The following is an 18227-nucleotide window of genomic DNA, read 5'->3' on the forward strand; positions in this document are numbered from 1 at the left end:
AACGAGGAATAACCGAAATGACGCTGATCGACAATAGCCCGCATGCGCAGAGCGACATCACACTTGGATCGCTGCTCGAACGGCTGAAAGAAACCGGGGCCAAGCCGCTCGTCTTCGAATATGACGGAAGGATCGTCCGCCCCGGATACCACGTCACGGAAGTGAAGGCCGGCCAGTTCTCCGCGCTCGACTGCGGCGCGAACGCCGAGGCATGGACGGAAATCTTCGTCCAGCTATGGGACGTCGACGGCGGCGAACGCACCCACATGCCAGCGGGAAAGTTCTCGGCCATCATCAGGAAGGTCTCCGAACACGTCGCCCTTGACGGATCGGCCAGACTGACGTTCGAGGTCAGCGATGGCGTAAGGCCGATGCAACTTTACTGCGCCGACGCGCCCGTCGAGCGGGACGACGCGCTTTTCATTCACCTTTCGCCCCGCCCCGCGAGCTGCAAGCCTCGCGACCGGTGGCTCGCCGAGCAGTCCACACCCTCGCAATCGAGTTGCTGCGGTCCGTCGGACGCTTCGAATTGCTGCGCATAATGAGCAAGGACAAGGGGCACGCGCCTACTGCATGTATCCTTGAATCCTGGCCGGCTTAAAGTAAAAACATGCAGCAATTCAAAGCGTTACAGCGTCCTTTGCGCGTATGATCACAGTTGACGACAGTAGCGGGTTCGGCGGATGCTTTTTTTCGCCGTCATCCCTGTGCTTGTCACAGGGATCCAGCAGCGCCGCGTCTGCGGCGCGGAAGAGTCCTTTCAGCCCAAGGACTTGGGCGCGCTGGATTCCTGTGACAAGCACAGGAATGAGGATCGGAGGAGATGCCTTGCCGTACCGCAACCGACGAGGCGCAGCAGGCACCCGCCGTGTACCGTAGCGCCTGACAAGCCCCGCGACGCTGTGGCGTTGCCATTCGCAGGCTTCCCTCCCTATACTCCGTCATGGAGAAGACCTTCGTCTCAGCGCGGGAGGACCGGCCCGGGGAGGACTGGCTTTCCCGATTCACGACGGGCCGGGCCGGCGCGGAGAGCTGGTATTTCGGCCGGGCGCGAACATCGGCCCCCACTGCCCCTACCGCAAGGGAATGTCGCGCCGCGCTTGCGCAGCACATGCCCGAGCTCATCCCGCACTATGAGCACGTCTGCGCCCTCGTCGGCGACGACGAGCTCGCCCATCGGGTACTCAGCCACTACCGTCCCGCGCCGGAGGGCTATGGCTGCAGCCAGGCGGTCTGGCTCGGAAAAGAAGGCCCGGCGCTCGTCCGCAACTTCGACTATCCGCCCGATATCGTCTCGGATCGCTTCGAGCTCACCGCGTGGTCCGGCCTGAAGGTGATTGCGAAGGCGCAGCGCCCCTGGGGAGGCTGCGTCGACGGGATGAACGAGGAAGGACTGGTCGCGAGCGTGACGCTCGGCGGCGGCCGCGTCCAGGGTCGCGGCTTCTCGATCATTCTGATGATCCGCTACGTGCTCGAAACCTGCCATCGCGTCGGCCAGGCGGTGGACGCTCTTTGCCGCATCCCCGTGGCGCTTGCGCAGAACGTCACCCTGCTCGATCGATCGGGCACCTATGCCACTCTCCTCCTCGGCCCCGGCCAGCGGCCGATCATCACCCGCCTCAAGGCCTGCGCGAACCACCAGCGCAGCGAACGGGCGCCGCCAAATTCACTGGCGCGGCAACAGGCGCTTTTGCAGGCGCTCGACGAGCCTTCGATGTCGCTCAAAGGCCTGACCGACCGCTTCCTTGAGCCGCCGGTCCATGCGCGAAATCCGCGCTTCCCGACCCTTTACACAGCCGTCTACCGGCCCGAAGAAGGCCGGGTGGACTATGTCTGGCCGGGCAAACGCTGGTCCCAGGGCTTTGCGCATTTTCAGCCGGGCGAATACACGCACCACTATGGGTGACGGTTGGCGGCTGAAATCACGCCAGACCTCAGCCCTCAACTCCGTTTTTGGATTCGTGCCCTTCCGCAATCCCGCTCCGGTGCGCGACGAGATAAGAGCGAAACATAATTGTGAGTTGCCTTTCGGCCTCTATACCATCAGCGGGGGCCAAAACCCGGTGGCAGAAGGCCGGAACAGTTCCGTAAAGCGCTGCGGTCAGGGTTTGGGCAATCAAGCTCGGATCGGCGAAGCGGCCATCACCGGCACTGGACAGCGTTGCCTCGATTGCGCTTGCGCTCCGCCGAGCCGCCAACTCGGTCAACTCCCGAGCGTCGAGTTCCAAGGCGATGCGGTAGAGGGCGGGAGAGATCTCGGCTTGCGCCATCTGTGCCTGAAGATAAGCCTTCACCACGGCTTCGGCTATCGTCTCCACCGTAGCGTGGAGGTTCTCGTCGCACGCTTTCTCTATGGCGGTTGCCAGCATCGCGAGGTGTCGCTCCAGCACCGCGAAGAGCAAGGCCTGCTTGTTCGGGAAGTACTGGTACAGTGTTCCGACCGAAACGCCTGCACGACGTGCCACTCGCGTGGTGTTCAGGCGGATCAGACCATCGCTCAACAAAACCTGAATGGTTGCCTCGAAAATAGCGTCCACGGTGGCGATGGACCGGCCCTGACGCGGTGATTTCCGGGGGATTAGCGGTGGCCGAGAGCCGTTTCCCATAAGCGAATCCAAAACCTGAAAGATGCTTCATATATAAGTTTTGGCCCCGCCGCTCCAGCAATCATGCACTTCATGTCGGGGTCGTTCAGACACGAATTGGAGACGAATGTGGGTAAATTGGACGGTAAGGTCGCTGTCATCACTGGCGGTAACTCGGGAATGGGACTGGCGACAGCCAAGCTGTTCGCACGCGAAGGCGCAAAGGTTGTCATTACCGGTCGCGATGAGGCGACGCTCGATGCTGCGGCGCAAAGCATCGGAAATGGCGCCGACGCGGTCCGCAGCGATATTTCCAAGATGTCAGACATCGAAGCGCTTCGCGAACACGTTGAGAGAAAGCATGGTCGTGTCGATATCATCTTCGCGAACGCCGGCGGGGCGCGACCAAACATGTTTGAATACATGTCGGAAGAAGAATTCGACTTTACGGTCGATACCAATTTCAAGGGGACCTACTTTACGGTGCAGAAGCTCCTGCCGCTCATGACTTCCGGCGGCTCGGTAATCCTGAACACCTCGACCCTGAGCACACAGGGCCGTCCATATGTCAGCGTCTATTCGGCGACGAAGGCTGCCATTCGCTCGCTGGCACGGTCGCTCACCGTGGAACTGACCGAGAAGGGGATTCGGGTGAATGCCATGGCGCCCGGTTACATCGATACGGATCTCGCGCGTAAGGGAGGAATGAGCGAGGAGATGATCGAGCAGACGAAAGCACAGGTGCATGCCCAAATTCCAATGCACCGCAGTGGCACCGTCGACGAAATCGCGAGAGCCGTTCTGTTTCTCGCCTCGGATGACTCGGCCTACGTGACAGGCACCGAATTGTGCGTCGACGGTGGTTGGGCCCAGATCTGACAGCGCTCCCGGCGCTCTTCGTGAGCGCCGGTTTGCATGCTGCATGTCGCCGATTTATGAGTTTACGGCGGCCCGCACCCGTCGACATCCTCGCCAGGAGTTACCAATTGCCGGGATCTGCCGTCTGATCGACGCTCGCAAACTCGTCCGCCTTCTCGCGGTCCAACATGACATTGGTTGCGGTCTTTGTCTCGTCCGTGACCGAATAATTGAGCGGCGCCGGCACCTTGGTCAGTTGCTGATACATCAGCAAGGCGGCCTCCTCGGCGGAGTCGGCCTCGAACTCTTCAGTGACGGTGACTGTGAACCTGTGCATAGCCTTGACCTCGTCTGTGCTGGTTGGCCCCTTCGCGCTGGTGCCGGCGATCTCGACCAATTCTCGCACGCATCCGTGCCTTACTCTGTCATGCAGGCGGACGACATGTTTCCTGGCTGGCTGAGAGCCGACCACGTTTGGGCGAGCGCCCGCACCTGCATGTTTCGTTGAATCGCAGCGACGCGATGGGCGATTAGCGGCGAGACCAGTATCCTTCGTGGAGTTTCACCGCCTCGTCCTCAAGCATGGGCCCCACGACTTCCGTTGCGCGCTGACCGGCGGCGAACACGACGTGGCAGGGGAGATCGAGCGTCGGGTTTTCCACGTGGTCGCCCGTCAGTTGTTTCATTCCTCTTTCGGACAGGCCAAACACGACGCGCCCTATGCCTGCCCAATAGATCGCGCCCGAGCACATGGCGCACGGCTCCGCAGACGTGTACATCGTGCACCCGGCGAGAAAATCCAGATCATAGGCCTTGCCTGCGCGCGTGGCGAGAAGCCGTTCTGCGTGCGCGGTGCGGTCGCCACCTTCTGAACTGTAGCCGTTGCACTGTTCCAACAAGACATTGCCATCACGGTCGGCGAGAATTGACCCGAACGGGTGATCTCCACCCTCGCGCGAACGCCGCGCCACATCGAAGGCCTTGCGCAACAGTGACTCGTCGTGGGACCGCGTGGTGCCTGTCATTTTATGAACTCCTGGGAATTGTCGCAGTTCATCCGCCGTCCATGTTTCCCCGGTAACGGCGCGGGTACTTTGCATTCCGTCAAGTGGAAGGCTGCCAGCTTTCCGAGGGTGGTTATCCGGCATTCCCCCGATGGACAGGTATCAAGGATCAATATTGATCCATTTTGACTTATCAGCAAGACGGACACGCACCGCCGCAAAGACGCGCGGCGCTGTAGACCGCATGGAAAGACTGCGGCGGCGTCACCGTTCAGTCGGTGAACTCCACGATGACCCCCGGCTTGACCATCCCAGCCAGCTCCTCGACGTCCCAGTTTGCGAGCCGCACGCATCCGTGTGACCCCACCTTGTCGACGAGCGACGGCTCCGGCGTGCCGTGGATCCCGTAGGTTGGCTCGGTCAGGTCGATCCAGACGCTTCCCACGGTGTTGTTGGGGCCGCTGGGCAGCGTCAGGACCTCGTCATTGTCGCCCTGCTTGAAGTTCACCTCGGGGTTGTAGACGTAGACGGGCTTTCGAGCGACCCCTTTCACCTTGTGCGTCCCGGAAGGCGAAGGCGTCTCATCGCTGCCGATCGTGGCGGGATAGACGGCAAGCAGCGCGCCGTCCTCGGCGAAGGCCGCGACCTGGCCCGCGCGCCTGCGCGCCTCGATCCGCTTGATCCTTCCCTTGCCCTCCTTCGCGGCGCCGGGCATTGCAACCGATACCGTGTCTCCGACCGCAAATGCCGAGCCCGGATTGAGCGCCTTCAAGAGGTCGATGTCCATGTGGAACCGCTCCGACAGCCTCTCCGCCACGCTGGTATACCCAAGGTGCTTCATCTCGGCTTGCCTGGCGTAGTCTTGGGGAATGCGCTCGACGAGATCCTTGGCATCTTCTTCAGTCACTCGATAGGGCTCGATGACGGGCTTGTCGTCCGGAAGCCGGCCGACGACCTCGGGATCCAGCTTTCCATCAACGGGAAGATGCTGCATGGCCTCGAACCCGGCGATCGCCTTGGCGACATTCTCGCCATAATAGCCGTCGATCACGCCGGGAGACGAACCCGCGCGGTCGAGAAGCACCTGGAGATGAACGATGGCCGGCTCCGGTCGCGGCGAGGCCTCGGACGGTCGTTCGGGCGGGATGGAGGCGAGCGAAGCCTTGTTGATGGCTTCCGGCTGAAGCTGCCCGGCACCGGCGGTGCCGCAGAGGCCCAATGTCAGCAATGCTGCGAAGAAAGCGATGCTCTTCATGAACATCACAAATCCGCAGCGGCCGAACTTGTTCCACCGGCTGGATCTGCGGTCGCGAAAGCATGGACCGTCCGGCGGTCGACCGCGTCCCTACCCGCTGGGGTTTCGTCTGCCGCCTGCTGCATGCCTCCTTAAATCCTGAACGATTTGAGGATAAAAACAGGCAGCGACTGAAAGTGCCACAGCGCCCCTTGCGCATCTCAAAAGGCGCACGGGGGGACCCGAAGCAAGGACGAAGCCATCATGCCCGAGACCCGCCGCAAGCTGACGACGATCTTCTGTGCCGATGTGCAGGACTATTCGCGCCTGATGGGGGCCGACGAGGAAGGCACGCTCGCGACCCTGAAGCGTTACCGCGAGGCCATGGCGCGGCTGATCGAGGCGCATGACGGGCGGGTCGTCAACACCTGGGGCGACGGGCTGATCGCCGAATTCCCGAGCGTGGTCGAGGCGGTGCGCGCCGCGATCGACATCCAGAACGAACTCGCGGGGCTCAACGCCAAGCGGCCGAGCGAGATGCAGATGCTCCTTCGCATCGGCATCAATCTCGGCGACGTGATCGCCGAGGGCGACGACCTCTATGGCGACGGCGTCAACATCGCCGCCCGCCTGCAGGCCACGGCGCCGGCCGGCGGCATCGTCATCTCCAACACGGTCTACGACCAGGTGCGCAACAAGGTCGCCGTCAGCTTCGATTTCCTCGGCCAGCTCGAAGTGAAGAACATCGAGGGCGGCGTCGCGAGCTACGCGGTCAGGATCGGCACCCGGGATGCCAGCAGGCGCGACGGCATTCCGGAGAGCGCCCCCGCAAGTGACGGCACGCGGCAGAATGGTCCCCCACAGGACGCTCACGGCAATGGCGCGGCGGCAAGCGGCACACCCCGGCATACAGCGTCGACGGCACGTTCCGCCACCTGGGGCCGACAATCCGCTCCCGACGCGGCGCGCGGGCAGTCGGCCGCCGGGGCGCGCGCTGCCCCCGAGGACACGGCAGCGGAAAGCTCCGGGACCTGGGGCCGGCAACGCGCGCCTGAAGCCTCGCGGCCGCAAGCGCCCCCCGAGACGGCCTCTCCGGTGACGCCCGGCAACCGCAAGTTCGCCGTCTTCGCCGTGATCGCCGCCAGCCTCGTCGCGATAAACCTCCTCACATGGGACGGCGTCCTCTGGGCCGTCTGGCCGCTCCTCGGCCTCTCGATCTTCTACGCCCTCCTCTGGCTCAGGCGGAGAAAGGACATCAACCGCACCCTCGGCCTGCTTGCCATCGCCGCCCTCACCGTCGTCGCCGTCAATCTCCTCACCTTCGACGGGACCTTCTGGGCCGTCTGGCCGCTCCTCGGCCTGGCCATCGCCGCCGCGCTGAGATGGGTGCTGCGGCGGGGCTGAGCGGGGATGCGACCTCGTCACCGTTCGCGCGCGATCCGGCAGAGTCTCCCGCGCCCAAGGACTTGCGTGCTGGATCCTGTGACGAGCAGGAATGACGGCGTGCTCGTTGGCCGCGCGTTCAGGACGCCATATGCAATTCGACATTTGACAGCTGGTCCTTGCGCCTCTGGGGAGCCGGGCGGATTCTCCAAACAGCAAAGTGCGACCCAAAGGGATCAAGACAGTGTATCAACGGCACCGGTTAGTGAGGCAGCGGTATCTTCTTGAGAGCGTTCGCCAGCGATTGCATTGACGCGGGTCGAAAAGGCCCCATTCGAGTGAAGGCGTTGATTGTGAAAGACGGTGCGAGCTCGATAAGGCGCTTTGCCGCCACTCGTGCGGCGTCGAAATTGCTCAACTCAACATATGCCGCCGCGAGGTAGGCGTAGGCGACGCTGAAGTTCGGGTTCGCGCCAACGGCGAGCGCTGCATAGGTGGCGGCCTCCTCGAACCGGCCACTGAACCAGTGGGCCAACGTCAGCGCACAGTACGGGTGATAGTTCAAGGGATCGTACGGACTGAGCCTCAACGCAAGCAGTGCATGCTCGATGGCTCTTTCATTTCGCTGGCTATGGGCATTCACCAAGGCACTGAAGCCGTATGCGAGCGCCGAATTGTGATTGAGCTCCAGCGACCGATCCAAAACAACAATGGCCGCGTCGTAGTCATGCGTGAGATTGGACTGGACAAAGGCGGCGATGCTTAGGACCTGCGGGTCATCGACGCCAAAGTTGAACGCAGCATTGCAGTGTTCTAGCGCGAGGGATTTATCTCGTTCATCGAGGCCACTGCGAAAGTAACTTTGCTCACGGCACCACGCCGCATAGGCATGTGCAAGTGCATAGTTCGGGTCGCGCTTCAAGGCCTCCTCCAACAGCTGCAGCGCTTTTTGGGTTTCAGCAGGTGAATTCGCATGGGTGTGGGGAAGTGCTTTCAAGTACAGATCGTATGCGTCTAGTGCATCTGGCCGTTTTCGAAGCGCACGTTCGATTTCGGCTCGCCGCATTGACGGTTCCAACGCACCGACGATGCTCGTTACGAAACGGTCTTGAAGGTCAAACAAGTCCTCGGCGAGGCCCTCGAACCTATCCGCCCATACATGAGTTGCACCCGTCCCCTCCACAAGCTGTCCCGTGATGCGGATTCGGTTGGCGGATTGTCGGACGCTGCCTTCAAGCACGTAGCGTACCCCTAAGTCTCGAGCGACTTGCTTTACGTCGACCGACCTGCCTTTGTAGGAAAAGCTTGAGTTGCGTGCGATCACGAAGAGGCTGGGAATTTTTGCCAGCTCAGTGATGAGATCGTCGACCAAGCCGTCGGCAAAATAGTCTTGCCGCGGATCGCCGCTCATGTTTTCAAACGGCAACACAGCAATTGACGGGCGTTTCGGCAGAGCAAAGGGCGTGTCGATCAAGTTGGCTGCATTCGGCATCTGCGTCTCCAAATGAACCTGATAGACGCGGATTGGCCGGGTGATGTTCTTGAGGTACTGGTCTCCGGTGTCTTCGAAAGCGATGTCCAGCCGTTCCCGGACAAGGTCGCGCACGGCGGCCGAAACAGCGATACCGCCTGGTCTTGCAACCCCCTCCAGCCTTGACGCAACGTTCACGCCGTCGCCGAAGATGTCATCGTTTTCTAAGATGACGTCTCCCAGGTTTATGCCGATCCGGAATTCAATGCGGCGATCTGGAGGAGTTGGGCGGTTTCGAACAATCATCGCGCGTTGTATGTCGACAGCACACGCGACCGCCTCCAACACACTTTGGAATTCTGCGAGAATGCCATCACCGATGAGTTTGACGACCCGGCCGTTGTGCTCTGCAATCCTTGGATTCAGGAGCTCGCATTGGTGAGCCATCAACGAGTTGAGCGCACCGGGTTCATCGGCCTCCATGAGCCGACTGAAGCCAACGACGTCAGCGGCGAGGATCGCTGCCAGCCTACGCTCCATAGACGCTCTCCTACGGATTGCATCAAGCAACATACCATAGAATTCGGTTAAGACATTCGACAGCGGCTCTTTGCGTGTCTGAGCCCTGCAAGAGTAACCGCTTCTGGCGCAAATTGACCGTCCAGCGCGCTAGCGTTCGAACTTCCGCTCTCCACGAACTACGGCCGCTAGCATCTGACGGCAGGATGCGAGCCTGATCTTCTTCGAGTCGCAGCCAAGGAGCGCGGGTCTGCGGTACAACCGGGCGGTCGAGACGATTTTGCTTCGCGATTCGAGACCGGGCGGACTGTCGGGGCCGCGGAAGGCGCAGTAAACATTGGAGTTTTTCAAGAGCACCAACGAAAAGGCCCCGGCAGGGGAACCCGGGGCCACGAGGTCTTTCGCCCATTGGGAGGGGGCCAGGCGTGGGCGAAAAAGCGGGAGGAATATTTCCCGTCTGCTTTCATTTTGCCACCGGGTTAACGCATCTCAAAGTAGCGAAAATTAGCCATGCCTTGCAAAGCTGATGGTTGCAGCGTTTGCGGTCGGTTCGTCCGGAATCGCACGTCGCCGCCGTGAATGACGTGGCTTTCAGCGCTCGAGAAGTGGCGAAGGGGCTTGAAGACCACCCATCTCACGCCAGCGCCACCTCCTCCAGCCGCTCGCGCAGGCGCGGTGCCGCGAAATCGAGGAAGCTGCGCATCTTGAACGGCAGTTCGCCCCGTCCCTGATAAAGAATATGGACCGGCAGCGGTGCCGGCTCGAAGGGCTGCAGGACCACCTGAAGCAGGCCCTCCTTCACCGCCCGGGCTGCTTGGTAGGAGAGAACCCGGGTCACGCCGACGCCGGCGATCGCGGCGTCCAGCGCAGCCTCCGCGGTGTTGACGCAAAGGCGCGGGCGGATCTCCACGACCGGCTCGCGTGCGTTCCCGCCCTTGCCAAAGATCCAGGGGCTCGGCGACGCCATCATGTCGAAGGTGACGCAGGGCAGCCGATCGAGGTCCGCCGGGCCTGCCGGAGCGCCATGCTGCTCGAAACAGCCGGGGTTTCCGCATACCACGCGGCGCACGGATCCGACGCGCCTTGCAACCATCGTGCTGTCGGGCAGCGCGCCGATGCGAACGGCAACATCGATATCGTCCTCGAGCAGATGCACATTGCGGTCGGAAAGCAGCATCCGGACATTGATGTCGGGGTAGAGCGCCAGGAACGCGCTGACGACCGGCAGGACATGCAGCCGGCCGAACACGATCGGCGCCGTCACCACGAGCTCGCCCTTCGGCGCGCTCTGCTCGCCCGCCGCCTTCCGCTCGGCCTCGCCCACGTCTTCGAGGATGCGCTTGCAGGACAGGAAATAATCGTTGCCCGCATCGGTCAGCGTCAGCCTGCGCGTCGTTCGCGTCAGGAGCCGGGTTCCGAGGTGATCCTCCAACTCGGCGAGCTTCCGGCTGACGGTCGGTAAAGGCATGTTCAGCCGGCGGCCGGCACCGGTGAGGCTGCCCGCCTCCACCGCCGCAACGAGAATCGACATCGCTTCGAAACGGTCCATGATTATCTCACTCAACGAAACTATGCTTCTTGAAAGTAGCCGATTATCGCTCCTGCTGGAAGATAATATCTTGCCCGCATCCATCTCAACGGCACCGGACAAGCGTCCGGGCACCAGCCAACAAGGAGTATGACGATGACCGACATTCACTATCGAAGCACCGACGTCGACGGGCTGAAGATCTTCTATCGCGAGGCAGGCGCACCGGGCGCGCAAAAACTCCTGCTGCTGCACGGCTTTCCGACGTCGAGCCACATGTTCCGGGATCTGATCCCGCTCCTTGCCGACCGCTACCACATCATCGCGCCCGACCTGCCGGGCTTCGGCCAGTCGGACGATCCGAAGGTAAACACCTTCGACTCGATCGCCGAGACGATCGAGCGTTTCACCGAGATCGTCGGCTTCGACCGCTTCGCCGTCTACGTCTTCGACTACGGCGCGCCGACTGGCTTTCGCCTTGCGGTCCGCCATCCGGAGCGGATCACCGCGATCATTTCCCAGAACGGCAACGCCTATGCCGAGGGGCTGAGCGAGGGCTGGAATCCGATCCGCGCCTATTGGCAGGAGGCGTCGGATGCCAATCGCGACGCAATCCGCATGATGCTGACACCGGAGACGACCCGCTGGCAATACACGCACGGCGTCCCCGACGCAGCGAAGGTCTCGCCGGACGGCTACACGCTCGACAATCACTACCTCGCCCGCCCGCGCGCCGCCGATGTCCAGCTCGACCTCTTCGGCGACTACAAGAGCAATGTCGCGCTCTATCCGGTGTTCCAGGAGTATTTCCGCACCCACCGGCCGCGCTTCCTCGCAGCCTGGGGCCGCAACGACCCCTTCTTCCTGCCGCCCGGCGCCGAAGCCTACAAGCGGGATATCCCAGAGGCACGGGTGGTTTTCTTCGACACCGGCCACTTCGCACTGGAAACCCACGCGCCGGAGATTGCCGCCGCCATCCGGGACTTTCTTGGCTGACGACGGCATGCAGGGAGGTCATGCGGATGCTATTTTTGGACCACTGGGCGCGGTGCCGCCGGGCGAACATCTGCCTAGAGCGGGATGAGGAAAGTGTGGCGGTTTTCCGCCCGCATCCCGCTCTAACTTATTAGAATCGATCACGTTCATGATTTTAGGTCGATCCGACCCAAAATCATCGTGATCTAGCGAGCGCAATAGTCCTCGTTGGCGAGGCCCCAAAGCTCGGTCCCTTCTGGTGTACCGGTCATCGCTGTCAGGTTGATCACTTCTCCGCAACCCGTATCGAACTCGAACTCAATGTAGCGAGCCGTTGAGGGATCGAATGACATCCGGGGGCCAAGGATACGAATGTTGCGGATTTGTCGGCCGAGATCGACAACCCTAATTTCGTCCGGAGAAGAGCGCACCTGTTGATTGATCAGGAACTCCAGCATGGGGCGGGCCGCATCCGCCGTGTCAATCGGGCGGTACTCACGCGAACCCTGGAGATAGACGGCGAGAAGCAGACCCGTCGCTGAACCTGCGAGCGCGCCGCGCCGCCAAGGGTGGCCTTTGCCAAAGGCAAGCGTTACCCCACCAGCAAAACACGAAGCCAAGGCAAGCCAGATTGAACCGAGTAAAATCAGCCAATCTCTTGTGATCTCATCATTCTGAACAGAAACAATGATCAGCCAGGTCAATAGTGCTAACCCCGACATCGCCAGGATGACGATGACAACGACGCCGAGAATGGCCATGTACATGGCCACCGATGTCATCCAGCTCTTCATCTCTTTAATCCAAGCTCGGAGGGCCGCCCGCCTCGCATTTCCTCGCCCGCGTTTGCGATCGAGGGAGGAGGCGTCAAGCCGAGGGGCAGAGAGCCCCTTGGCCGCCACGGTGCCATTTTGCGATGACACATTTTAGAGCAGCGCGCAACCTGCACGGGTGCCTCATAAGCAGTGACCTACTTTTGTGGCGTTTGCTATTTAAATCCGGAAAAGTCGCCGCAGCGGAACTCAGCCGGCGGACGCCCGCTCAAGAGCACTCCAATCGTACGCGCGCGCCCAATCCGCAAAGCTCAGCCAGTGAACCTCCGGAAACTCCCGGCGCAGTGCCGCGATGTCGGCGTCGTAGCCGACGCGGTCGAACCATTCGAACATGAGCGCCGCATCTTCACTTTGCTGTCGAGCGGTGGCGATCGGGATTTCCTGGTAGTTGATCGGACGGCCGATCGCTTGCGAGAGGATGTTCGCCTGCTCTTCGCCGGACAGCTCGTCCCCGGCGATATCAAAGCGCATGCCGAAAACATGCCCGCGCCGCTCGACCAGGGCGGCGACGAAAGCCCCGATGTCCGCGAGGGCGACGAGCTGGAGGACGCGCTTGGGAGGCATGGCAAAGGCGTGAGCGCCCTTTCGCAGCGCGCCGACCGCCCACGGCGCGACGACATTTTCCATGAAGGCGACCGGCGCGCTGATCGTGTAAGGGATGCCGAGCCCGGCGACATGCTTTTCGACGCTATACTTGCTTTCGAAGTGCGGGATGCCCGTCCTCTTGTCGGCATCGGCAACGGACGAGTAGATCAGGTGCCCGACGCCGGCCGCCTTCGCCGCATCGGCGGCAATGATCCCCTGGCGGACCTCCGCCTCCGCACCGGCCTCATAGGTGTTTCCCATCAGGAACATGGTGTCGACGTCGCTTGCGGCCTTCACGATGGAGGCCGCGTCGCCGAGATCGCCGGCCACGACATCCGCGCCGGCAGCCGCCAGCCGCCGCGCGGCATCGCTGTCCGGCTTGCGGGTCAACGCCTTGACGCGGTGCCCTTTGGAAAGCAGTGCGTGCGCGACAGCGCCTCCCTGCTGACCGGTGGCGCCGGTGACGAGAACGTTTCGCTTGGTGGTCATCTTGTCTGCTCCTTTGGTTTCAATAGAGCGAAGTTAGGGTCTGCCACATTGATCCATAATGGCCTATAATTGGGAAACTTTGTCCCAAGGCTGAATACAATGCTCGATCTCAACGATATCGTCGTCTTCGCTCGCGTTGTCGAAGCCGGCAGTTTTACGGCCGCGGCGCGCCAGCTCGGCATGCCCAAGACGACCGTCAGCCGCCGCATTGCCGCGCTCGAGCGTGAGGTCGGGGTCCGTCTCATCCAGCGCACGACGCGCAGCCTCAACATGACCGACGCCGGGCGTCTCTACTACGAAGAGAGCAGCCAGGCGCTCAGGACGATCGAGGAAGCAAATCTGCGCCTCGCGGAAGCCAGGGCGGAGCCGTCAGGCACGATTCGCATTTCCGCTCCCGTCGGCTTCGGCGGCCATTTCCTGACCCGCGCCGTGGTCGACTTTCTGGCAATGTATCCGAAAACCAAGGTCGAACTGCGCCTGACCGACGACAATCTCAACCTTGTCGAGAACGGAATCGATCTCGCTTTCCGCACTGGGATCCTTGCGGACTCGACCCTGATCGCCCGCAAGCTGGGCTCCACGCACAGGCTGCTCTGCGCCAGCCCGGACTATGTCGCCCGCTCAGGGGTTCCGGACGGACCGGCAGATCTCGCCCGCCATCAGTGCGTCATCGCGGGCCCCTCGGCCGCCAGCGCCCACTGGGTGCTGGACGGGCCGCACGGGCAGGAAACGGTGACCGTGGCCGGGCGCTTCGCCGCCAATGAAATGCAGGCGGTCGTTGCCGCCGCGATCGCAGGCTACGGCATCGCCCAGGTGCCCCAGGCGATCGCCGAACCGCTTGTCGCCGAGGGGCGGTTGCACCGCGTTCTCCACGATTACACGACGCCCGCCGGCGGCCTCTATGTCCTCTACCCGAGCAGTCGGCACCTTTCGCCGCTGATCAAGGCATTCATCGAACTTGCAGCAGAGCGATGGAGCGCGGCCCGAGCCGGCGAGACGGACAAGGCCGTGGCCGCGTTGCGCTAAAGGGAAGAGGAAAGGCCTGCGCGGTTTTCCGCCGAAATCATCGCGATCCAAGAAGCGACGCGACCGGGCGAGAGCGCGCGGGCCGCTCGAAAGGGCTCCGGCACAAGGTATGCGTGTCCGCTTTCGCTCGACCGGGGCGCGCTGACGTTGTATATAGAAACAGGTGGCTCCACGTGACGGGGAGGTTCGTCATGGCGTTAGAGGAAGAGAAGTCCAACCTGTTTTTCGGCAAGGTCGGCGGATTGATCTTTGTCGTGATCGGTTTCCTCCTGGCGGCGTCAGGCTACCGCTACGGGGCGGCAGGATACATGATCGCCGGCATCGTTTTCATCGCGATAGGCATCATGCTGCTGATGGGGAAGGTCCTCCGTCGCAATCAACACAAGTAGACCTGCAGCGCCGGGTGTCGTTTCAGATGCACACGTCGCCGTAACGCTTTGAATTGCTGCATGTTTTTTAGCAGGATCCGATTTGAGGAGCAGGCTGCCGGCCGGCAGCCTGGGCAATGTTCCGGCAGGTGGGTGAGGCTTGGCAGCGACGCGACTACTCGCGCTGCCCGCCCGATCTTCGCTCCGTAACCATCGTGAGGGGAGAATGTCATGTTCGACTGCGCGGCGGCAACGACGGCTACACCCGGGCACGTTGGATGCCTCTGCCACGGGCCCGAAATCCGATACGTTGCCGAGCGCGTCAAACTTAGGTTTTCCCGGCGCGACTTCATGACCGGGATCGCCGCGGCGGCGACCGGCGTCGGCCTGGGAACCACCGCTTCGGCGCAACTGCAGCCGCCTCCCCCGGCGCCGGCGCGGCCAATCCTCTTCACCAACATCCGCCTCTTCGATGGCACCTCTCCGACCCTTCGCGAGGGTGTGCGCGTGCTCGTCGAAGGCAACAGGATCAAATCGGTGCAGGATGGCGGGGCGGCGGTACCCGAGGAAGCGCTGACGATCGACGGCGCCGGCGGGGTATTGATGCCGGGGCTGATCGACGCCCACACGCATTTGACCTTCTCGTCCGTTCCCCTGGCGGTGGCGCTGACCGCCGACCCCAATTATCTGGCGTTGCGCTCGGCCCGGGCTGCCGGCGACTACCTGATGCAGGGGTTCACATCCGCGCGCGATGCCGGTGGACCCGTGTTTGCGCTGAAGCGGGCGATCGACGATGGCACGATCGTCGGTCCCCGCATCTGGCCGGCCGGGGCGATGATCTCGCAGACGTCCGGCCATGGAGACTTTCGCACCCTTCACGATCTGCCCCGCGAAAACCGCGACCAGCGGCATTTTTCCGAGCGCAGCGGAGCGGCTGCCATCGCCGATGGCGTCGACGAGGTGCTGCGGCGAACGCGCGAGCAACTTTTCCTCGGCGCCAGCCACATAAAGGTGATGGCGGGCGGCGGCGTCACCTCCGACCATGACCCGCTCGATTCCACGCAATATACGGAAGCCGAGCTCCGCGCCGCGGTCGATGCAGCGACGGGGTGGAACACTTACGTGACCGTGCACGCCTACACGCCAAAGGCGATCCGGCTCGCGATCGCGGCGGGCGTCAAATGCATCGAGCACGGACACCTCGCCGACGAGGACGCCGCCAGGCTGATGGCGGAAAAAGGCATATGGTGGAGCCTTCAGCCGTTTCTGGATGACGAGGACGCCGCACCATTTCCGGAGGGGTCGCCGCAACGTTTTTCCCAGATGCAGGTCATCAGCGGGACGGATACCGCCTTCGAGCTGGCGAAGAAGCACGGCATCAAGACGGCGTTCGGGACCGACACGTTGTTTTCGGAAAGGATCGCGGCCCGCCAGGGAGCGCAGCTCGCCAAGCTCGCCCGGTGGCACGCGCCGGCGGAAGTGCTGAAGATGGCGACAGCGGACAATGCCGAACTGCTTGCCCTCTCCGGCCCGCGCAGCCCCTATACCGGCAAGCTCGGCGTCATCGAAGCGGACGCGCTCGCCGATTTGCTGGTGGTCGGCGGAGACCCGCTGGCGGACATCTCGCTGATCGCCGACCGGGACAATCTGAAGGTGATCATGAAGGACGGACAGATCTACAAGAATACGCTTTGATCGGTGTCGCGTCCCTCGCCGATGGCGCTTTCAAGCCGGCCCTTGCTGACAAATCCGTCTCAGTTTCTAAGCTGTAATTCAGACGACATACAATGTCTGGTAGTGTCTGCGCGTGCGTGCTACGTCGAAAGCGCCAAGAGGGAAAATAGGAGGCAATTATGGAATTGACACGCCGTGCCGTCGCATTGGGGGGAGCTGGTTTGCTCGCCAGTGCCGCATTTTCACCGGCGAATGCCTTGGAGTCGCCGCTTATCGACCCTGTCGAAGCGGCCGATGATTTCTGGCTGGCCGTCGAAGCCTACATCTACGGCTATCCTCTCGTGACGACGGAGATGACCCGCCGTGTCATCACCAATGTCGAAAAGCCAGAGGGCAGCAAGGGCCCGATGGGCCACATCATCAAGCTTCGTGAATATCCGAATGCGTCCTTCAAGGACGTTACGGCACCAAACGCCGACACGCTCTACACGACCGCGTTCATCGACGTGGCGAAGGAACCATGGGTGCTGTCGATCCCGGACATGAAGGATCGCTACTTCCTGTTTCCGATGCTCGACGGATGGACGACGGTGTTTCAGGTGCCGGGAAAACGAACCACTGGCGATGGCGCGCAATCTTACGCAATCACGGGCCCCGGCTGGCAGGGCGACATTCCCGATGGTGTCACCGAGTACAAGTCGCCGACGAGCATCGTTTGGATTCTCGGCCGGATCTATTGCGACGGCACACCGGAAGACTACAAGGCCGTCCACGAATTGCAGGATCAGTGCAAGCTGGTGCCGCTTAGCGCCTACGGCAAGGACTGGACTCCTCCGCCTGCAAAGGTCGATCCGAGTATCGACATGAAGACCGCCGTGCGCGACCAGGTCAATCGGATGGATGCGATCGAATATTTCAGCCTGCTGAGCGAACTCATGAAAACCAATCCGCCGACAGCCGCGGACGCGGACACGGTGGCGAAATTCGCACAGATCGGCATCGTCCCGGGCCAGGATTTCGACAAAAGCAAACTGAACGCTGCGTTCATCAAGCGCATTCCCGAGATCGCGTTCCACCGCATCATGCTGCACTTCAAGTTCAGCGATGGGGACGTCAAGGATATCAACGGCTGGGGTTACACGACCGGGGCCGGAATCTACGGGACCAATTACCTGCAGCGAGCGCTGATCACGGCCATCGGCCTCGGGGCCAATCGCCCCCAGGACGCCGTCTATCCGACCTCGCTGAAGTCGAAGGAGGGCATTCTTGCTCGTGCCTATAACGGGGCGAACAACTACGTCTTGACCTTCCCCAAGGGACACCTGCCGCCCGTCCGAGGATTCTGGTCGATTACGATGTACAACGACAAGTACTTCTTCGTAGACAACCCGATCAATCGCTACTCGATCAGTGCAAGGCAAAACCTCAAGGTGAACCCGGACGGATCGACGGATATCTACATCCAGCACGAATCCCCTGGAGCAGATAAAGAGGCCAACTGGCTGCCGGCGCCGAAGGAAAAGTTCGTCCTGATGATGCGGCTCTACTGGCCCGACGACAGTCCGCCATCCATTCTGGATGGTTCGTGGGTCATCCCGCCGGTCAGGAAAGCCTGATAGCGTCTCGGATCGGGCGCTTGCCGGGCGCGAGAGGGCACTCTCGCGTCCGCTTCTGTTTGCAATCCAGCGTCCGCTT

The 18227-nt window shown here is 62.0% G+C and carries 17 protein-coding genes; 9 read left to right on the top strand and 8 right to left on the bottom strand.

Going from position 1 to position 18227, the window contains the following annotated elements; all coding sequences use genetic code 11:
- Window positions 1-17: 17 nt before the first annotated feature.
- Together RB548_RS10560 and RB548_RS10565 are read left to right on the top strand one after the other, a co-directional pair.
- Complete coding sequence (locus RB548_RS10560; protein ID WP_331371278.1) at window positions 18-542, top strand: DUF6428 family protein; 525 nt, start codon at window positions 18-20, stop codon at window positions 540-542.
- Window positions 543-943: 401 nt separating this feature from the next.
- Window positions 944-1906 (top strand): C45 family autoproteolytic acyltransferase/hydolase, encoded by a 963-nt coding sequence (locus RB548_RS10565; protein WP_331371279.1) that lies wholly within the window; start codon window positions 944-946, stop codon window positions 1904-1906.
- A gap of 28 nt (window positions 1907-1934) precedes the next feature.
- Here RB548_RS10565 and RB548_RS10570 read toward each other — a convergent pair whose 3' ends face one another.
- A complete protein-coding gene (locus tag RB548_RS10570) occupies window positions 1935-2537 on the bottom strand; it encodes a TetR/AcrR family transcriptional regulator (protein ID WP_331371280.1) in 603 nt (200 codons plus the stop codon).
- Window positions 2538-2669: 132 nt separating this feature from the next.
- Between RB548_RS10570 and RB548_RS10575 the strand changes: the two genes are divergently transcribed.
- Window positions 2670-3464 carry a glucose 1-dehydrogenase gene (locus tag RB548_RS10575; RefSeq protein WP_408642366.1) on the top strand — a complete coding sequence of 265 codons (795 nt, stop codon included), beginning with the start codon at window positions 2670-2672 and terminating at the stop codon, window positions 3462-3464.
- A 100-nt stretch (window positions 3465-3564) separates the two neighbouring features.
- Here the strand turns inward: RB548_RS10575 and RB548_RS10580 are convergent, their stop codons facing one another.
- The 3 genes from RB548_RS10580 to RB548_RS10590 all read right to left on the bottom strand — a co-directional run bounded on the left by RB548_RS10580 (window position 3565) and on the right by RB548_RS10590 (window position 5708).
- Window positions 3565-3780 (bottom strand): hypothetical protein, encoded by a 216-nt coding sequence (locus RB548_RS10580; RefSeq protein WP_331374936.1) that lies wholly within the window; start codon window positions 3778-3780, stop codon window positions 3565-3567.
- 193 nt (window positions 3781-3973) lie between these two features.
- On the bottom strand, window positions 3974-4468 hold the full coding sequence (locus tag RB548_RS10585) for a nucleoside deaminase (RefSeq protein ID WP_331371281.1): 495 nt from the start codon (window positions 4466-4468) through the stop codon (window positions 3974-3976).
- A 250-nt stretch (window positions 4469-4718) separates the two neighbouring features.
- Window positions 4719-5708 (bottom strand): L,D-transpeptidase family protein, encoded by a 990-nt coding sequence (locus RB548_RS10590; RefSeq protein ID WP_331371282.1) that lies wholly within the window; start codon window positions 5706-5708, stop codon window positions 4719-4721.
- Window positions 5709-5945: 237 nt separating this feature from the next.
- Between RB548_RS10590 and RB548_RS10595 the strand changes: the two genes are divergently transcribed.
- A complete protein-coding gene (locus tag RB548_RS10595; protein ID WP_331371283.1) occupies window positions 5946-7085 on the top strand; it encodes an adenylate/guanylate cyclase domain-containing protein in 1140 nt (379 codons plus the stop codon).
- A gap of 241 nt (window positions 7086-7326) precedes the next feature.
- Here the strand turns inward: RB548_RS10595 and RB548_RS10600 are convergent, their stop codons facing one another.
- Together RB548_RS10600 and RB548_RS10605 are read right to left on the bottom strand one after the other, a co-directional pair.
- On the bottom strand, window positions 7327-9075 hold the full coding sequence (locus RB548_RS10600; protein ID WP_331371284.1) for an adenylate/guanylate cyclase domain-containing protein: 1749 nt from the start codon (window positions 9073-9075) through the stop codon (window positions 7327-7329).
- 613 nt (window positions 9076-9688) lie between these two features.
- Window positions 9689-10603 (bottom strand): LysR substrate-binding domain-containing protein, encoded by a 915-nt coding sequence (locus RB548_RS10605; protein WP_331371285.1) that lies wholly within the window; start codon window positions 10601-10603, stop codon window positions 9689-9691.
- 135 nt (window positions 10604-10738) lie between these two features.
- Between RB548_RS10605 and RB548_RS10610 the strand changes: the two genes are divergently transcribed.
- Complete coding sequence (locus RB548_RS10610) at window positions 10739-11578, top strand: alpha/beta fold hydrolase (protein ID WP_331371286.1); 840 nt, start codon at window positions 10739-10741, stop codon at window positions 11576-11578.
- Window positions 11579-11763: 185 nt separating this feature from the next.
- On the opposite strand, the gene RB548_RS10615 is transcribed toward RB548_RS10610, so the two are convergent.
- Complete coding sequence (locus RB548_RS10615; RefSeq protein WP_331371287.1) at window positions 11764-12351, bottom strand: hypothetical protein; 588 nt, start codon at window positions 12349-12351, stop codon at window positions 11764-11766.
- 228 nt (window positions 12352-12579) lie between these two features.
- Window positions 12580-13464, bottom strand: coding sequence for an NmrA/HSCARG family protein (locus RB548_RS10620; RefSeq protein WP_331371288.1), 885 nt, complete (start codon window positions 13462-13464; stop codon window positions 12580-12582).
- A 99-nt stretch (window positions 13465-13563) separates the two neighbouring features.
- On the opposite strand from RB548_RS10620, the gene RB548_RS10625 reads away from it, so the two are divergent.
- The 4 genes from RB548_RS10625 to RB548_RS10640 all read left to right on the top strand — a co-directional run bounded on the left by RB548_RS10625 (window position 13564) and on the right by RB548_RS10640 (window position 18148).
- Window positions 13564-14490: a LysR family transcriptional regulator gene (locus RB548_RS10625; RefSeq protein ID WP_331371289.1), complete on the top strand. Its 927-nt coding sequence runs from the start codon at window positions 13564-13566 to the stop codon at window positions 14488-14490.
- 191 nt (window positions 14491-14681) lie between these two features.
- Window positions 14682-14879: a hypothetical protein gene (locus RB548_RS10630; RefSeq protein WP_331371290.1), complete on the top strand. Its 198-nt coding sequence runs from the start codon at window positions 14682-14684 to the stop codon at window positions 14877-14879.
- Window positions 14880-15089: 210 nt separating this feature from the next.
- Entirely contained in the window at window positions 15090-16553 is a 1464-nt protein-coding gene (locus RB548_RS10635) for a metal-dependent hydrolase family protein (protein WP_331371291.1), read from the top strand.
- Window positions 16554-16711: 158 nt separating this feature from the next.
- Window positions 16712-18148 (top strand): DUF1254 domain-containing protein, encoded by a 1437-nt coding sequence (locus RB548_RS10640; RefSeq protein WP_331371292.1) that lies wholly within the window; start codon window positions 16712-16714, stop codon window positions 18146-18148.
- The last annotated feature ends 79 nt before the right edge of the window (window positions 18149-18227 follow it).

Source organism: Sinorhizobium chiapasense (assembly GCF_036488675.1).
In the GTDB taxonomy this organism is placed as follows: domain Bacteria; phylum Pseudomonadota; class Alphaproteobacteria; order Rhizobiales; family Rhizobiaceae; genus Sinorhizobium; species Sinorhizobium chiapasense.